Below are 14,256 nucleotides of genomic sequence, written 5' to 3'. Positions count from 1 at the left end.
AATAACCATCTAAAGACGTCCTCGGACGTCTTTTTTTGTGCCTGAAACCCAGTAAATACGGGGCTTTCAGCATCATCACGATCCGATAGCGTCCAGCAACATCTACGTCTTCGTGTATTCCACGTGGTATTCCAAGCGCTCTGCTGATATTTTTTGGAATACACAAACAGCTCTGGAATACATCATGGGTGCCCAAGCCACGCGCCTTTCAGACCTCAAAGTCAAAGCTGCCAAGCCTAAGGAAAAGGACTATACGTTGACTGATGGCAACGGGCTTCAGATGCGAGTGAGAATCAATGGCTCTAAGCTGTGGAACTTCAACTATATCCATCCCGTAACGAAGAAGCGGATCAACATGGGGCTAGGTACCTTCCCAGAGGTGAGCCTGGCTCAAGCACGCAAGCGAACCGTGGAAGCAAGGGAGCTTGTCGCTCAAGGGATAGATCCAAAGGAACAGCGCAACGCTGAACGGCAGGCGAAAAAAGCCGCCACCGAGCACACCTTCCAAAATATCGCGACGGCTTGGTATGAGTTGAAAAAGGACTCGGTGACGAAGGCCTACGCCGAGGACATCTGGCGCTCCCTAACCCTGCACATCTTCCCGGACCTAGGCACCACCCCAATCTCCGCCATCAATGCACCGCAGGTCATCAACCTGCTCCGGCCGCTCGAAACCAAGGGCAGCCTTGAGACCGTTAAACGGCTGACGCAGCGGCTCAACGAGATCATGACTTACGGGGTCAACTCGGGACTAATTCACGCGAACCCGCTCAGCGGGATCCGTTCCGTCTTCAAGAAGCCGAAGAAAAAAAACATGGCGGCGCTTCCCCCTGATGAACTGAAAGAGCTCATGGTGGCGATCGCCAATGCCAGCATCAAAAGGACCACTCGCTGCCTGATCGAATGGCAACTTCACACCATGACCCGGCCAGCGGAGGCGGCAACCACACGCTGGGCGGACATCGACATCGAGAAGAAGATTTGGACGATTCCCGCTGAGCGCATGAAGAAACGCCGTACGCATATCGTCCCGCTCACAGAGCAGGCTCTCGCGCTCCTGGAAGCAATCAAGCCCTACAGTGGACATCGCGAGTATGTGTTCCCCGCAGACCGGAATCCTCGCACACACTGCAACAGCCAGACCGCTAACATGGCGCTGAAGCGCATGGGCTTTGAAGGGCGCCTGGTCAGCCATGGCATGCGCTCAATGGCGAGCACCATCCTCAACGAACACGGCTGGGATCCTGAATTGATCGAGGTAGCGCTTGCCCACGTTGACAAGGATGAGGTTCGCAGCGCTTACAACCGGGCGGACTATATCGAACGCCGACGCCCAATGATGACCTGGTGGAGCGAGCACATTCAGGAAGCAGCTACCGGCAATCTATCGGTGTCAGCTATCAAGGAAAATCGGGACAGGAAAGTCGTGTCGCTTCGCTGATCAATGGTTTTCTGCCGGCCAGATGAGGACATTTGTCCTTGATAGGCACAATGGTCTAGAAGGGGCGGTAGCGAGCACACCAATCATTGCCCCCGTTTGCAATGGAACCGCATAATGCGGACCTGCGATCTGGGGGTGATCTTTGCGCATCAACCACGCTATCTTGATCCGCGCACTTCCCGCGGACCGCCTCGAAGACTTTGTTAATGACTGGCTAGCTCAGCGTTGCAAAGACTACCACAGCCACGAACTATGGCGCGGCACTGGTGATATGGGCCGTGACGTTACTGGTTACGTGACGAACAAGCGCATGGAGGGTCCTTGGGACAACTTCCAGTGCAAGCAACTCAGCAAAGTGCTGTCCGAAACATCCACCTTCGTCGAGCTCGGCAAGATCTTCATGCACTCGGCGGACGGCGCGTACACATTGCCGCATTCCTACACCTTTGTAGCACCGTGCGGCGTTGCCCGCGCCGTGCAGCAATTCATTGCGCACCCGGAGCGATTCAGGCAGGCCTTCCTCGACCGATGGGACACTGACATCGCCGGGCGGCTCGTCGAAAAAAAGACCATCCTGCTCACAGCCAAGATAGAGGCGAAAATTCAAGCCTTCGACTTTACCCAAATCCATTGGCTTGACGCGGCGCGGCTCGTAGACGATCCCGCGTGCAAACCCGCACTTGTCAAGTGGTTTGGCGAAGATCCTGGTCCCTCACCCCGAGGCGTCGTCCCAGTCGAGATTCAGGCTAGCGAGTCCGCCTATATCAGCCAGCTACTCAAGCTTTACGAGGAAAAAGGGCCCGGAACTTACCCTAACGCTGCAACAGCCCTGGCCAATCCGGATTTCAGTACGCATCTGCGCGACCAACGAACCCGTTTTTTCGACTCGGTAGCCTTCGATCGGTTCTACCGCGATTCCACGCCGGAGGACTACTTGGTCGCTTTCAAGGATGAGATCTACCATGGTGTCGTCGAAATCCATAACGACGATCATGTAAACGGCCTTGCAAGGCTCAGCCAAGTAATGCGGCAAGCGGCCATCCTCCAACCGTCCGGCATACTCGGTAAGCATGCGGGGCCACAGGTCAAGCAGGGGACCTGCCATCAGTTCGCAAACGAAGGACGCCTGCCATGGTATCGCTAGAAGGCAAGGTTTCGGATGGACACCCTTTCAACAGTACGCTCGAGACAGGGATCCGGGCACTGGTGGTGCTAGAGGCCTTCTACCCACGCCACTGTGATCTTATTGAGATGACCTGGCTCGACCACCTTGTCGTCCATACCGGCGACCTCGATGGTCAGGATGTGCCCGAGAGCCTTCATCCCGACCTGCCCAATCGCGCCGGCGAGCTCCTCGTTCGTCGCCAGTTGGTTGAGCGAAGCCTGCGCATGATGCAGCAGGTACACCTCGTCGAGGTCTTTGAGACTGAGGCCGGTATCGAGTTCTGTGCCAGCGAGGAAGCACCGAGCTATCTCGACCTGCTGCAGGCGCCCTATTCACTCGCCCTCAAGCAGCGAGCCAAGTGGATAGCAAACCACTTTGCTGGGCTGAAGACCACCGAGATGCGGGCACTAATTGAAAGCCGGATCGGACGGTGGACTGCCGAATTTCGAGCCGACGAGACGTCGAAATGACAGGTATCAGGCTGCGCCACCTCACATTCACCGGGCCAAACATTGAGTCTGCCGAACTTGAATTCGAGGATGGACTCAACATCGTTTATGGTGCCTCGAACACCGGTAAGTCCTTCAGCTCGAAGGCCATTTTGTTCATGCTCGGTGTTTCCAAGAGCCTACCCGAGACCGAGCAGATCGTAGCTTACGACGCTGCTTGGCTGGGCCTGACGCTGCCCAACAATCGCGACGTCACGCTCTATCGCGCTACCCGGGGCGGCCACTTCAAACTCTATGAAGGCTTGGTCAAAAGCGACGACGCCGTCGACGGCGTGGCACTACGCCAACAGCACGACTCCAAGCGCACCGATACCGTCTCGCACCTTCTGCTCGACGCCATGGGGCTTGCCGGCAAGCAGATCGTTCGCGATGGCAACGGCGCGAAGGACAATCTGTCTATCTATCTCCTGTCTCCCTACGCTGTGGTGTCCGAGGAAAACATCATCGCCGAGAAGAGTCCCGTTCTTGCCTCGGGAACACCATCCGAGCGCACGTTCGAACAGAACCTCTTCAAGCTCCTCCTCACCGGAATTGATGACTCTGCCGCCGTAACAGTCCCGAAATCATCGGAACGAAAGGTAGCCAAGGCGGCCAAGATCGAATTGATAGATGAAATGATCGCTCAGCTCGATGCCGAACTCGGCGAGGACCCGCCTGAGGAAAAGGAAACCAAAGAACAACTCGAACGGCTTGATCAAAGCGCCGAGGGTCTGTTCGCTCGGCTTCAGGATGCCCAGAAGGAATTGGACAGCCTCATCATCGAACGGCGGAGTGACAATGATCGCTGCCGCGAGTTGCAGGAACGTGCGGGGGAACTCGATCTTACGCTGCAGCGCTTCGCCAAGCTGCAGGCAGTCTACAGCTCCGACCTGGAGCGCCTGCAGTCAATCGAGGAAGGCGGCTACGTACTCGTGGCGATGGCCGGCATGGATTGCGCTGTGTGCGGCGCCCCGCCCGAGGCACAGAAGCATAATCGCGCGGCCGAAGAAATGGCGATGGCCCACAAAGCCGCAGCCGCTGAGGCTCGCAAAATCGAGCGGGAGCAGCGCGAGTTGGTGCACACCATTACATCGCTCGAAGCTGAGGCCGGCGGCCTCCGTCGGACAATCGTCCAGCTCTTGATCGAGACTGAAAGACTAGATGTAAGTATCGAGGCGCTACGCCCGCACGAAGCCTCACTGCGAGCAAGCTATGAGGCGTACACGTCGAAGCGAGTCGAAATCAGCAAAATCCTCGACCTCTACCTGCGTCGGGCGAAGCTTGTCGCCCGACGGGCCGAGATCGATGCCGAACCAACCAAACGCGAGGGCGAGGCACCTCCGGTAGGCCCAGACTCAACTACCCTGTTCAAGTTCGGTGAGACCGTGAAGGCAGTTCTCACCGCTTGGCACTTCCCCGATGCGGATAAGGTACAGTTCGACGGGAAAACCAACGACATCACCGTCGCAGGCAAGCGCCGTGCCGCCAACGGAAAAGGCGTGCGGGCGATTCTGCATGCCGCCTTTAACGTCGCCGTCTTAGTCTATTGCATTGAGAATGGACTGCCACATCCAGGCTTCCTTGTCCTCGACACTCCGCTGCTGACTTATCGCGAACCGATGACATCGAGGCACGGCGAGCTAGCTGCAGACGAGGAGGTGCTCAAGGCGACCAGCCTCGCCGAGCACTTCTACAAGCACCTCCACAGCCTGAAGAGCGACGTGCAGTTCATCGTAATTGAGAACTCTGACCCGCCAACTGCCGTCCGCGATATGGCCAGGATCGAGACGTTTACTGGCCTTGAAGGCAACGGGCGCTTTGGTCTGTTAGCAACAGGCTCATAATCCGCACGCTCCTACACTAGCAGCTTGGCCGGCCGGCGCTGTGTCTACCAAGATGTGCGCAGACATACTCAGGGCGGACGCCATGCGGTCGGTGCATGTCTGCTTTGGGTTGATTCTGTTGAAAAAGTCAGTGCCGTCTCGGTTCGCTCGCACAAAGCCAAGAAAACGCCCAATTAAGGCGTTGCTACACGAAATCTGTAGCAGATGGATGTCGGCAGCAGCTCAGATCCCTGCGTCATCCGCCCACTTTCACCAGCAGAGACGGACAGCCCAGTGGCGTCGAAAGCAGCCGCCCGCCAACCCTCTGAGCCAAAGCCTCATCTGCTTGCCACTGCCTTTATGGCTTTCTTCGCAGAAAACTCCTGCTCGCTCCCATCGTTGAACTTGACGACAAAGCCCTGCGTCGTGCCGCCGTTGGGTCCAACACCACGCGCGATATTCCGAGCATAAAAAGCAACTGGGTCTGCTGGCAGAGGCCAATCAGTGTATTCGCAGTATTTGACATAAAGCTCGCACAGCAGGTCGAAATCAACAGAACCAGCGATATCCCCTCCACTGATCAAGTTCTTGTCCCGAATGCCGTAGAAAAACTCTTCTGCTTCCGCCTGGGATGAAAAGCTCTGGTGGAGAATCTTCAGTGGTTTTGGCATAGCGCGTCCTCCATCAATTCATTGTCCGACCACGACTCAGCGCTTGGCGCCGTCGCAATTGTGTCCACCTTCAGCGATGTCGGCATGGCCACGTCCACTGATATCCGCCCCAAATCTGACCCGCGCGTTGGATTTGGCCAACTGCCGGGTGTCACTGCACTCTTCAAATAGCTCGGAGGCCTACCGTAGCTTACGCGACTGGATGAATTTCAAAGCAGCCTCGGCGTACTGCCGCAGCTCGGCGTCATTGATGTCTACTCGCGGATGGCCACCTGAGGTGTCGTGGTGAAAGGACGCAGCAAAGTCATTGAAGTCGCAAAGATCCCCATGCAGCGGCTGGAGAGCCACCAACGGATTGGGACTAATGGCGTTTTTCACCACCTCTAGCATTTGTCCAACTGTCTGCCCGTCCTTGAAACGCTTGGGGAACGACTTGTGCAGATGCCCTTCAACCAGCGGACGAAGGGCTTTTGCCACATCCAAGAGTTTCTCCTGGGGCACTGCCCCAGCAAGGAAACTCTCGGTCAACACGTAGTTCTTGTAGTAGTCCGAAGCGCAAAACTCGTCCAAGTCAAAGCCGGTGAGCAAGCTATAGTTGTCGGCGTCGCGATGCAGGCAAAGCTCCAGGGTCTCCCCGACACTCTTGCGCTTAACACGCTTGCGCAGCTCACGCAGGAAGTGAGCATCGTGCCCCAGAACGATTACTTGGGCGCACTCCTGGGCCATCTTTACTGCCGCTTCTACTGTGTTGTGCCGGCGATGGTGGTCCAGGCTGGTGAACACGTCGTCAAGCACCACCGTAGCGAGTGCCCGGTTCGGATCGGCAAACAGCCTAGCTAAGAAGAAGGCGAACGCTAGGGTGCGCTTGTCTCCTTCGCTGAGGGCTGCATGAAAAGAAAGTTCGCCGGCCGCACCTGGGCCGACGTTGACCTTCGCGCCTCGCACGTTGATGACGTAGTGCCCGCGTGGGTCCCCACCTGCGTAGGAGGTCGTGAGTTTCTCGATACTGAAAGGCGCACCAAAGCGACTCAGCCAACCGTTGATAGCTGTCTGAAAGGTAGTCAGCAGATTGGCCATCAAGCCATCGAGAGTGGCCTTAGCGTCGTTCTTGGCCTTCTCCGCATTCTTATGCTCGCTCCGCGCGGTCGTCACTACAGCCACCAGAGCCTTAACCTTCGGGTCGTGGCGGACTTTCTGTAACCTCATGGTCGCTCGGCTTGCATTAAGCGCCTGCACGTCAGCTGCTGCCAAGGTCTTCTTGTGAGCGACAATTTTCTCGTTGATAGCGTCGATTTCGGCGTTGAAGGCGGTCACCAACGCGTTGACGGGGCCCAGACTGGCTTCAATCTCGCTCACAGCCCCACTTTCAATGGCTATTAGAGGGAATGCCTTCTTGTGCTCAGCCAGTTTAATCAGGGACTGCTGGGCCTCTTGAATGCCCCTCTCCGCTGCGACGATGTCGATGGCCGGCAGAGTGAACTCAATGAATCCATTCCAGTTACCTGCGGCGCCTTCATTGAAGGCTTGGATGCCTGCCCAGCTTGAGATAGAGGCCACAGAAATGTCCCGTATCACCAGGTCTTTCAGGGACTCGATATCAGCCAGGTGGTCCTTGTATGCTTGGTTGAAGTAGGCCTTGTAGGCCTGAATTAGTGCCAGTCCTCCAGTTTTCTGGCCACAAAAAGGGCAATCTTGCTCAGGCTTGTGATGCAGGCCGGTGGAGACCCAGCGCTCTGTCTCCGCCCCAAGGTGAGCCTCGAAGTGCTTCTTGACTAGCGCTTCCGCGCCGTCTTGCACTTGCTCGAACTCGCTGCCCGCGATGGCCTTGAACTTTGCCAAGTCGAAAGTGGGGGCAGTCAGCTTTTTGAAGTTCGGCTTGGCAAGGATGGCTGCAATTCCCTGTGCGTCCGCAATCTGCTTGTCCAGGGCCTGAATTTCGTCGTCAGCATTAGGTGCCTCAGGCAGCGCTATGAAGCGATCCACAGTCAGGTCACCGCGGTAGCCGGTCAGGGCTCCTTCAGCCTCCCGAACCGCTCCTGCCTTAGTACGCTGCAGCTCGCTCTGCTTGGAGAACTCGGCTTGGGCGGCGACCGCTGCATCACCAAGTGCAAGTTCCAACAGTGATGCACGCTGATCGGGCGTCACGCCGGAGCTGGTGTAGACGTTACGTTCAACGAAATCTTGGTTGAAAACGTGCAAGTTTGGCTGCTGGCCGGCCCAGACCTTGCCATCGAACTGGGCATTGAAGTCGCCTGCGGGGGCCTTGAATCGCAGTAAGACCTTTTGGTCGCTCTGGGCGCCAACCGTCTTGCGCTTGATCAGCTCGGGTACGTTCGCCGCTGCACACGCACTTAGCAAGGCAGCCAGGGTTGACTTGCCGCGTGCGTTGTCGGCGTATACAAGCGTGACCTTCTCAAGAGTAAGCGGGCGCGGAACACCACTTTTAATGACACCGATATTTTCGATGCTGATGACTTTCTCAAGCACAGTAAAACGCCCCTAGTTCGATCCCTGATGACAGCAAGGATAACTTGACTGATCGACTCACAACACAGCCATTCGATTCGAAAAAATCTCGGCCCTACATAACCGTAATGACATCAGCACCAAGGAGGTTCGCCCCATGTCATTGCAGTGCCCTCGCTGCCACTCCCCCAAAGTCGCTTCCTTCAACCACGCCATGAAAGTCGGCGCAGCCATCGGTACCGTGGGCGGTGTGGCACGTGGCGTCAGCGCGGCCCTCGCGGGTGGTCAGGCTGGCGCTGCGCTCGGCGCTATTGCTGGGCCAGTCGGCGTCACCCTCGGCTCCGTATCTGGTGCCATCCTCGGCGGCTTGGCTGGCGGGGTTGGCGGTTGCGCACTTGGCGCGCAGCTCGGCGAGTCACTCGACCGCCACGTTCTCGCCCACAACCTCTGTCTGCTCTGCGGTCATCGCTTCAACCTGCCGGCCTGATCGACGCTTACCCACCTCTCATTTCAATCGCCGGTCGGTGCTGCGCCTCGCGCAGCGCTTTATGCCGGCCTGCACCCAAAGGAATCGCTCACATGGCGCATCTCGTCGAAACCATGGCCTACGCTGGCGCTACCCCGTGGCACGGCCTGGGCAATCAGCTTACTCAGAAACAGCCCATCGAAGTCTGGCAACGCGAAGCCGGGATGGACTGGCAGATCCTGGAAAGCCCCGTGCACTTCAAGTCGGATGCCGTCGGCCACCTAGGCACGATCCACTCCTTCCCCGAGCAGAAGGTGCTCTACCGCTCCGATACCAAGGCTCCGCTGTCGGTGGTCTCCAATCGCTACCACACGGTGCAACCTCGCGAGGTGCTGGAGTTTTATCGGGATCTCACCGAGGTCTCCGGTTACGAGCTGGAAACGGCTGGCGTGCTCAAAGGTGGGCGCAAGTTCTGGGCGCTGGCGCGTACCGGGCAAGGGGCTGCACTGAAGGGCAACGATCAGGTCAACGGCTACTTGCTGCTAGCCACCTCCTGCGACGGCACCCTGGCCACCACGGCAACGCCGACCACCGTGCGCGTGGTCTGCAACAACACCCTGACCATAGCCCTGGACGGTACCAGTCGCGCGATCAAGGTGCCGCACAACACCCGCTTCGATCCGAAGGCAGTGAAGAAGCAACTCGGCATTGCTGTCTCGCAATGGGACGACTTCATGTATCGCATGCGCGCGTTGGCCGAGCGCAAGGTGCAGTGGCACGAGGCACTGGGCTTCTTCATGAATGTGCTGTGCGAGACCAGCCCGACCGGCGCGCTGCCAGAGCAACTGCCCAACGAACGCGCCTTGCGCAAAGTCCAGGAGCTGTACGAGGGCCGAGGACGGGGCAGTCAGCTGGACTCGGCACGCGGCACGACCTGGGGGTTGCTCAATGCCGTTACCGAGTACGTCGACCACGAGCGTCGCGCCCGCAGCAACGAGTACCGCATGGACTCGGCCTGGTTCGGCCAGGGGGCGCAGATCAAGCAACGTGCCCTGGATGCCGCGCTGCAGCTCGCAGCTTAACCCTCACTCACATCACCCCTCGCGCCCGGTCAGCCTTGCGCTGGTCGGGCATTTTTATGTCTGCAGGTGAATACCATGAAAGCAACGTCATTGAACGGCAGTACCGGCAAGAAGCGCCCTGCCCTGCGCCTGGTCGGCACCAAGGACTTGTCCCGCGACGACTGGCTGGCGGTACGCAAACACGGTATCGGCAGCTCAGATGCCGCCGCCGCGGTCGGTCTCAATCCCTACAAATCGCAGCTGGAGCTGTGGCTGGAGAAGACCGGCCGCGATGCTGGGCTACCCAAGAGCGATCCAAACGACGAGGAAAGCCCCACTTACTGGGGCAACATCCTCGAGCCTATCGTCGCCAACCATTACGCCCGCCGTACCGGCAACCGAGTACGACGTATCAATGCCGTACTGCAGCATCCCGATCCCAAGTTGGACTGGATGCTCGCCAACATCGACCGCGAGGTGATCGGTGCAGACGACGTCCAGGTGCTGGAGTGCAAGACCGCCGGCCTCAACGGTGCGCGTCTGTGGAAGGACGGCGTGCCGGTGTACGTGCAGTTGCAGGTCATGCACCAACTGGCCGTGACTGGCAAGCAGGCCGCCGACGTGGCGGTACTGCTCGGCGGCCAGCATCTGGAGATCCATCGCATTGAACGCGATGACGAACTCATTGCGCGGCTGATCGAACTGGAGCGGGACTTCTGGAGCTATGTGCAACGCGATACGCCGCCACCAGCGGATGGCTCCGACTCGGCGGAGCAGGCGCTGCGTTGCCTGTACCCGCAGGACAATGGCAGCACCCTGGACTTCACCCAGAACCCAGTACTATCGGGGGCCTTCGATGAACTGCAATCGGTACGTGGCAACCTGGAAGCCCAGGGCAAGCGCGAGGCCGAGCTGAAGCAGCAACTGCAGCAGGCCATGGGCGACGCTACTCGGGCGCAGTTTGCCAGCGGCGCGGTGTCCTGGCGCAAGGCCAAGGACAGCGTGGTGCTCGATGTACCGCTGCTGCTCAAGGAAAAGCCCTACCTGCTGGCACGCTATCCCACCACCAAGACCGGTAGCCGCCGCTTCCTGATCCTCTGATTGCATTTCCCCATTGGCCACCTCAGCGCTCCCCTGCGTCGAGGTGGTCTTTTTTATTCATTCGCTGGAGAACCACCATGCTCAAAGGTTTGGCCATTACCCCGCCGGTGCTCGGGCGGATTTCCATCGGCAAGGTCGTCGAGAAGAACGGCAAGCGCCTGCCGGAAAAGGACGATCAATTCACCCTTACCTCGCAAGTGCAATTGCGCGACGGTTGGCTGGCCCATCCCTTGGACGAGGAGCTACGCACAGCCCAGGGCGGCAAGATCCGCAGTATTCCGATCCGCCTGCTGTTCAACGCCCCGGAGCTGAACTTCCGCGCCGAGTACTGCCTGTTCGATCGGCAGTCAGGACGACCGGTGTGCGTCGGCAACGGCGAGACCTGCAAGCGTCGGAGCCCAGACGGCATTATCTCGCTACCCTGCCCTTCGCCGGATGGTTGTCCGTTGGCCAAGGGCGGTGCATGCAAGCCCTACGGTCGCCTCAATGTCGCCATCGGCGATGAGGATACGTTGGGAAGCTTCGTGTTCCGCACCACCGGTTTCAACAGCATTCGCACCCTGGCGGCTCGGCTGCAGTACCTGCAGGCCATCTCCGGCAATCGCCTGGCGTGCCTGCCGCTGGAGCTGCGTCTGCGTGGCAAGTCCACCCGACAAAGTCACGGCTCGCCGATCTTCTACGTCGACATCACAGTACGCAGTGGATTGTCGATGGAGGAGGCGCTACTGCAAGCCCGGGAGCTCGACGAGGCGCGCCAGGCCTCCGGCTTCGACCAGGAGGCGCTGGATGCCACTGCGCGGCTGGGCTTTGCCAATGGTGCCTTCGAGGACAGTGACGAGGAGACCGGTTCCATCGCCGAGGAGTTCTTTCCGGAACCAACTCCTGAATCGCCCCCTTCGACCGCTCCTGCATCAGAGCCGCAGGCTGCGCCAAAACCCACCTTGTCGACGCTGCTGAAAGCCCGCGCCGAAACCAGGGCCCAACGAGCCGCGGACTGATATTCGCGGCACCACCGCTAAACTAAAAAGGAGGAGCGCGCCATGAATTTGGTGCGTTTCTGGCCGGTGCTACTGGTCACCGTCTTGGCGCTAATCCTGTTCCACCGGCTCATCCAGGGGCTCGGTGTTCGGATCTCCGACTAATCCGTCCGACAGCATAAGCAGGAGCCACCCGCCCCCCTGCTCGCTTGCTGATTTCGCCTCATTTCATCCTGCCTGACACAGGAGCACTCACCATGATCACACGGTGTCTGATCTGTAATTCTTCCGTGGTGCTGTCCAAGGACGCGGCCAAAGCCCTGGCCCGGCTAATGGGCAAGCTGGAAGGTTTTCTTCGCGGGATCCAGCAGTCGCCAGCCCGGCAACCACCAATCACCTCGGACCTACATTGCGAAAGTCCGCTGGAGCGCGCCTTCAACTTGATGCTCGATGGCATTTGCGGCGCGGCGGCGAACTGGAACAGTACCGGCGACTTCATTCGCGACGTGCGCCGCTTCCAGTTCATGGAGTACGACTGCCTCTGCCTTCGCTGCGGAGCGAAGTACAACGACGAACCCATCCCTCGCCGCTAGCTCAATCTCGCCTGGCAGTGGCGGAATCCCTTCACCCGCGACTGAGCCGCTCGCTCAACCGTTCCACCATCTCCACCACCAACTGGCGGTCGCTCTCCTCCAGGGCATTCAGCAAGCCACTGATCCGCGTGGCCTGATCATCGGCACGCAAGCTGGCCTCACTCAGCAACTCCATCGCGTTGCAGTTGAAGATCGTTGCGAACTCGAACAGCCGAGCAATATTGGGCATGACGATTCCACGCTCGATACGTGACACCGCCTCGTTCCCAACACCCAGGATCTCCGCCACCTCGTCCTGCGTCATTCCACAGCGCATGCGCTGCTTGGCGATTGCCCGCCCCACAGCTTCAGCCAGCGCCTTCTGATCTGTACCAACCATGATGCCTCTCCCATTCAACCTGAATGGTTGGGCATCGCCCTCATTGACATGAAGAACATCACAAGTCGAGAATCACCTCAAAAAGTTGATAATCGACTGTTGATGCTCTTTCTCACTGATCTCCCGGCACAAGGACACGTCCGAATGCACAAGAAACTCCTCTTAGCTTCTCTCTTCAGCTGGGTCGCCAGCCTCTATGCCTTAGATGCAGCTGCTTGGCAGGCGGCAGATGTTCTGGAATGCCCTGTAAACAAGCAAAACTCGGCATGGTTGGACTGTGTTCCTGAAGATGTTCCAGCCAGACTTCCATACAAAATGGACGATGGTAGTATCCAAGTTCTGGAGACTCGCGGAACAGTATTCTGCAAAGATGGCACATGCGAGTATTACTACCAAAGGCCCAGCGGCCTCTGGGACTCTACGGGCGAATATGCAGGACAAATACAAAAGAAAGAACGCACACTTATAGTGTTACTTCGCGGCTACTACCTTGGCAACGCCAAAGACGGACGAATTGTGGCCTACCTGAAAGGAACCGGCCCTGAGAGTGGCGGTGAAATGGCGGCTCCCTTGAAGGTTTCGGACTCGACGGACGAAGAAAACAGCCCTGAAGTTTCAGCATGCGTTGACAAGTGGGCGGCCGTTTTCCGAAAACAAAATGGCGAAAATCTTCCTATCATGTACGACATGCTTCAGGAGTGGGCAGGCCTGTGCAAAGAAGGAAAACAACCATAAACACTAAATTTTAGGGGCTAACGCCCCTAAAATTATGAATTTTATTTTTCTTACTCCCCCAAACCAAATTCAGATCATGGCGGTGCCGCATGGATGTTAACGTCTACAGCCTCAATGAAATATCGAATGAAAAAATCTTAGAAAAAATCAAAAAGAAAGAAAGCTTTATATTGGAAAAAGTTGACTCAATGAAGTTTAACTCCGCCATTGAAACTCTAGAACGACTCATCGAGTCACAGGGGTTCAAGTGCCGGATATACACCTCTGGCCGGATCGCAGCTGCGGGGGCCACGGTTGCAGGTGGATTCACAGGCATTTTTGGAGCGCTGTCAGGTATCGCGATTGCCGCCCACAATATCGCCACTTGGAACCCTGACTACGAAATTGCCAAAAATTTCTTCGGATCTAGCATCCACGTTACGTATAAGAAGTAACGAGCAAAGGAGCTCAATTGGCGTTATTCCTAGTCTGCCTCAATAGGGCGGCCCAGGACCAGCTATAGGCCACCAATCACAGCACTGGCCGAGCTTGACCCGACCAGTGCCATCTCCGATTCCATAGCGGCTCTGCCTGCCGGTTAGCACGCTAAAAAAATGAACAGACGCGACGAGAATTGTCGCCCGCCGGCAGCAATCTGGCGCCATCAGATAGTTATAAGGTGCAGCCATGCCGCCCCCGCCACGTCCATTTACTCTTACCTGCCAGCACTGTTCCTGGAAAAAGACGATGCTTCCAAACAGCGACGTATTAGTGCTACATCGCGACTGGTTCTCCGTCTGCCCGAACTGCTACACCCCCTCGCCTCAACGTCGCAATGCAACCCACAAGGAAGCACTCAGAGCACGCCTAGAGCAATTCCTCAATATGGACGAGTAACCCTCCATCTGTGC

Annotated in this window: 14 protein-coding genes; 11 read left to right on the top strand and 3 right to left on the bottom strand. The window is 57.8% G+C overall.

Features of this window, described 5'->3' with window-relative positions; translation table 11 throughout:
• Positions 1-184 precede the first annotated feature (184 nt).
• The 4 genes from BLQ74_RS14280 (at position 185) to BLQ74_RS14265 (ending at position 4,938) form a co-directional block, all read left to right on the top strand.
• On the top strand, positions 185-1,441 hold the full coding sequence (locus BLQ74_RS14280) for an integrase domain-containing protein (protein ID WP_090263244.1): 1,257 nt from the start codon (positions 185-187) through the stop codon (positions 1,439-1,441).
• 142 nt (positions 1,442-1,583) lie between these two features.
• On the top strand, positions 1,584-2,585 hold the full coding sequence (locus tag BLQ74_RS14275; RefSeq protein ID WP_212633143.1) for an ABC-three component system protein: 1,002 nt from the start codon (positions 1,584-1,586) through the stop codon (positions 2,583-2,585).
• Complete coding sequence (locus BLQ74_RS14270; RefSeq protein ID WP_090263243.1) at positions 2,573-3,076, top strand: ABC-three component system middle component 2; 504 nt, start codon at positions 2,573-2,575, stop codon at positions 3,074-3,076. The genes BLQ74_RS14275 and BLQ74_RS14270 overlap by 13 nt, the downstream gene beginning before the upstream one ends.
• Positions 3,073-4,938 carry an SMC family protein gene (locus tag BLQ74_RS14265; protein ID WP_090263242.1) on the top strand — a complete coding sequence of 622 codons (1,866 nt, stop codon included), beginning with the start codon at positions 3,073-3,075 and terminating at the stop codon, positions 4,936-4,938. Before BLQ74_RS14270 ends, BLQ74_RS14265 begins: the two co-directional genes overlap by 4 nt.
• Before the next feature lie 317 nt (positions 4,939-5,255).
• Here BLQ74_RS14265 and BLQ74_RS14260 read toward each other — a convergent pair whose 3' ends face one another.
• Entirely contained in the window at positions 5,256-5,588 is a 333-nt protein-coding gene (locus tag BLQ74_RS14260) for a hypothetical protein (RefSeq protein ID WP_090263241.1), read from the bottom strand.
• Between the two features lie 180 nt (positions 5,589-5,768).
• Entirely contained in the window at positions 5,769-8,075 is a 2,307-nt protein-coding gene (locus BLQ74_RS14255; RefSeq protein WP_090263240.1) for an AAA family ATPase, read from the bottom strand.
• Between the two features lie 136 nt (positions 8,076-8,211).
• On the opposite strand from BLQ74_RS14255, the gene BLQ74_RS14250 reads away from it, so the two are divergent.
• The 5 genes from BLQ74_RS14250 to BLQ74_RS14230 all read left to right on the top strand — a co-directional run bounded on the left by BLQ74_RS14250 (position 8,212) and on the right by BLQ74_RS14230 (position 12,252).
• The gene (locus tag BLQ74_RS14250; RefSeq protein ID WP_090263239.1) at positions 8,212-8,541 is read left to right on the top strand and encodes a hypothetical protein; all 330 of its coding nucleotides are present in this window, start codon (positions 8,212-8,214) and stop codon (positions 8,539-8,541) included.
• 92 nt (positions 8,542-8,633) lie between these two features.
• Positions 8,634-9,602, top strand: a complete 969-nt coding sequence (locus tag BLQ74_RS14245; protein ID WP_090263238.1) for a DUF932 domain-containing protein — start codon at positions 8,634-8,636, stop codon at positions 9,600-9,602.
• A 75-nt stretch (positions 9,603-9,677) separates the two neighbouring features.
• On the top strand, positions 9,678-10,682 hold the full coding sequence (locus tag BLQ74_RS14240) for a YqaJ viral recombinase family nuclease (RefSeq protein WP_090263237.1): 1,005 nt from the start codon (positions 9,678-9,680) through the stop codon (positions 10,680-10,682).
• 77 nt (positions 10,683-10,759) lie between these two features.
• Entirely contained in the window at positions 10,760-11,680 is a 921-nt protein-coding gene (locus BLQ74_RS14235; RefSeq protein WP_090263236.1) for a recombination directionality factor, read from the top strand.
• Between the two features lie 269 nt (positions 11,681-11,949).
• Complete coding sequence (locus BLQ74_RS14230) at positions 11,950-12,252, top strand: hypothetical protein (protein WP_170842805.1); 303 nt, start codon at positions 11,950-11,952, stop codon at positions 12,250-12,252.
• 31 nt (positions 12,253-12,283) lie between these two features.
• Here the strand turns inward: BLQ74_RS14230 and BLQ74_RS14225 are convergent, their stop codons facing one another.
• Entirely contained in the window at positions 12,284-12,631 is a 348-nt protein-coding gene (locus BLQ74_RS14225; protein ID WP_090263234.1) for a helix-turn-helix domain-containing protein, read from the bottom strand.
• A 144-nt stretch (positions 12,632-12,775) separates the two neighbouring features.
• Between BLQ74_RS14225 and BLQ74_RS27045 the strand changes: the two genes are divergently transcribed.
• Both BLQ74_RS27045 and BLQ74_RS14220 read left to right on the top strand, forming a co-directional pair.
• Complete coding sequence (locus BLQ74_RS27045) at positions 12,776-13,366, top strand: hypothetical protein (RefSeq protein WP_139199066.1); 591 nt, start codon at positions 12,776-12,778, stop codon at positions 13,364-13,366.
• A gap of 89 nt (positions 13,367-13,455) precedes the next feature.
• A complete protein-coding gene (locus tag BLQ74_RS14220; protein WP_090263233.1) occupies positions 13,456-13,800 on the top strand; it encodes a hypothetical protein in 345 nt (114 codons plus the stop codon).
• The last annotated feature ends 456 nt before the right edge of the window (positions 13,801-14,256 follow it).

This window comes from Pseudomonas panipatensis (assembly GCF_900099785.1).
GTDB lineage: Bacteria > Pseudomonadota > Gammaproteobacteria > Pseudomonadales > Pseudomonadaceae > Pseudomonas > Pseudomonas panipatensis.
This window is presented reverse-complemented; position numbering and strand designations above follow the sequence as displayed.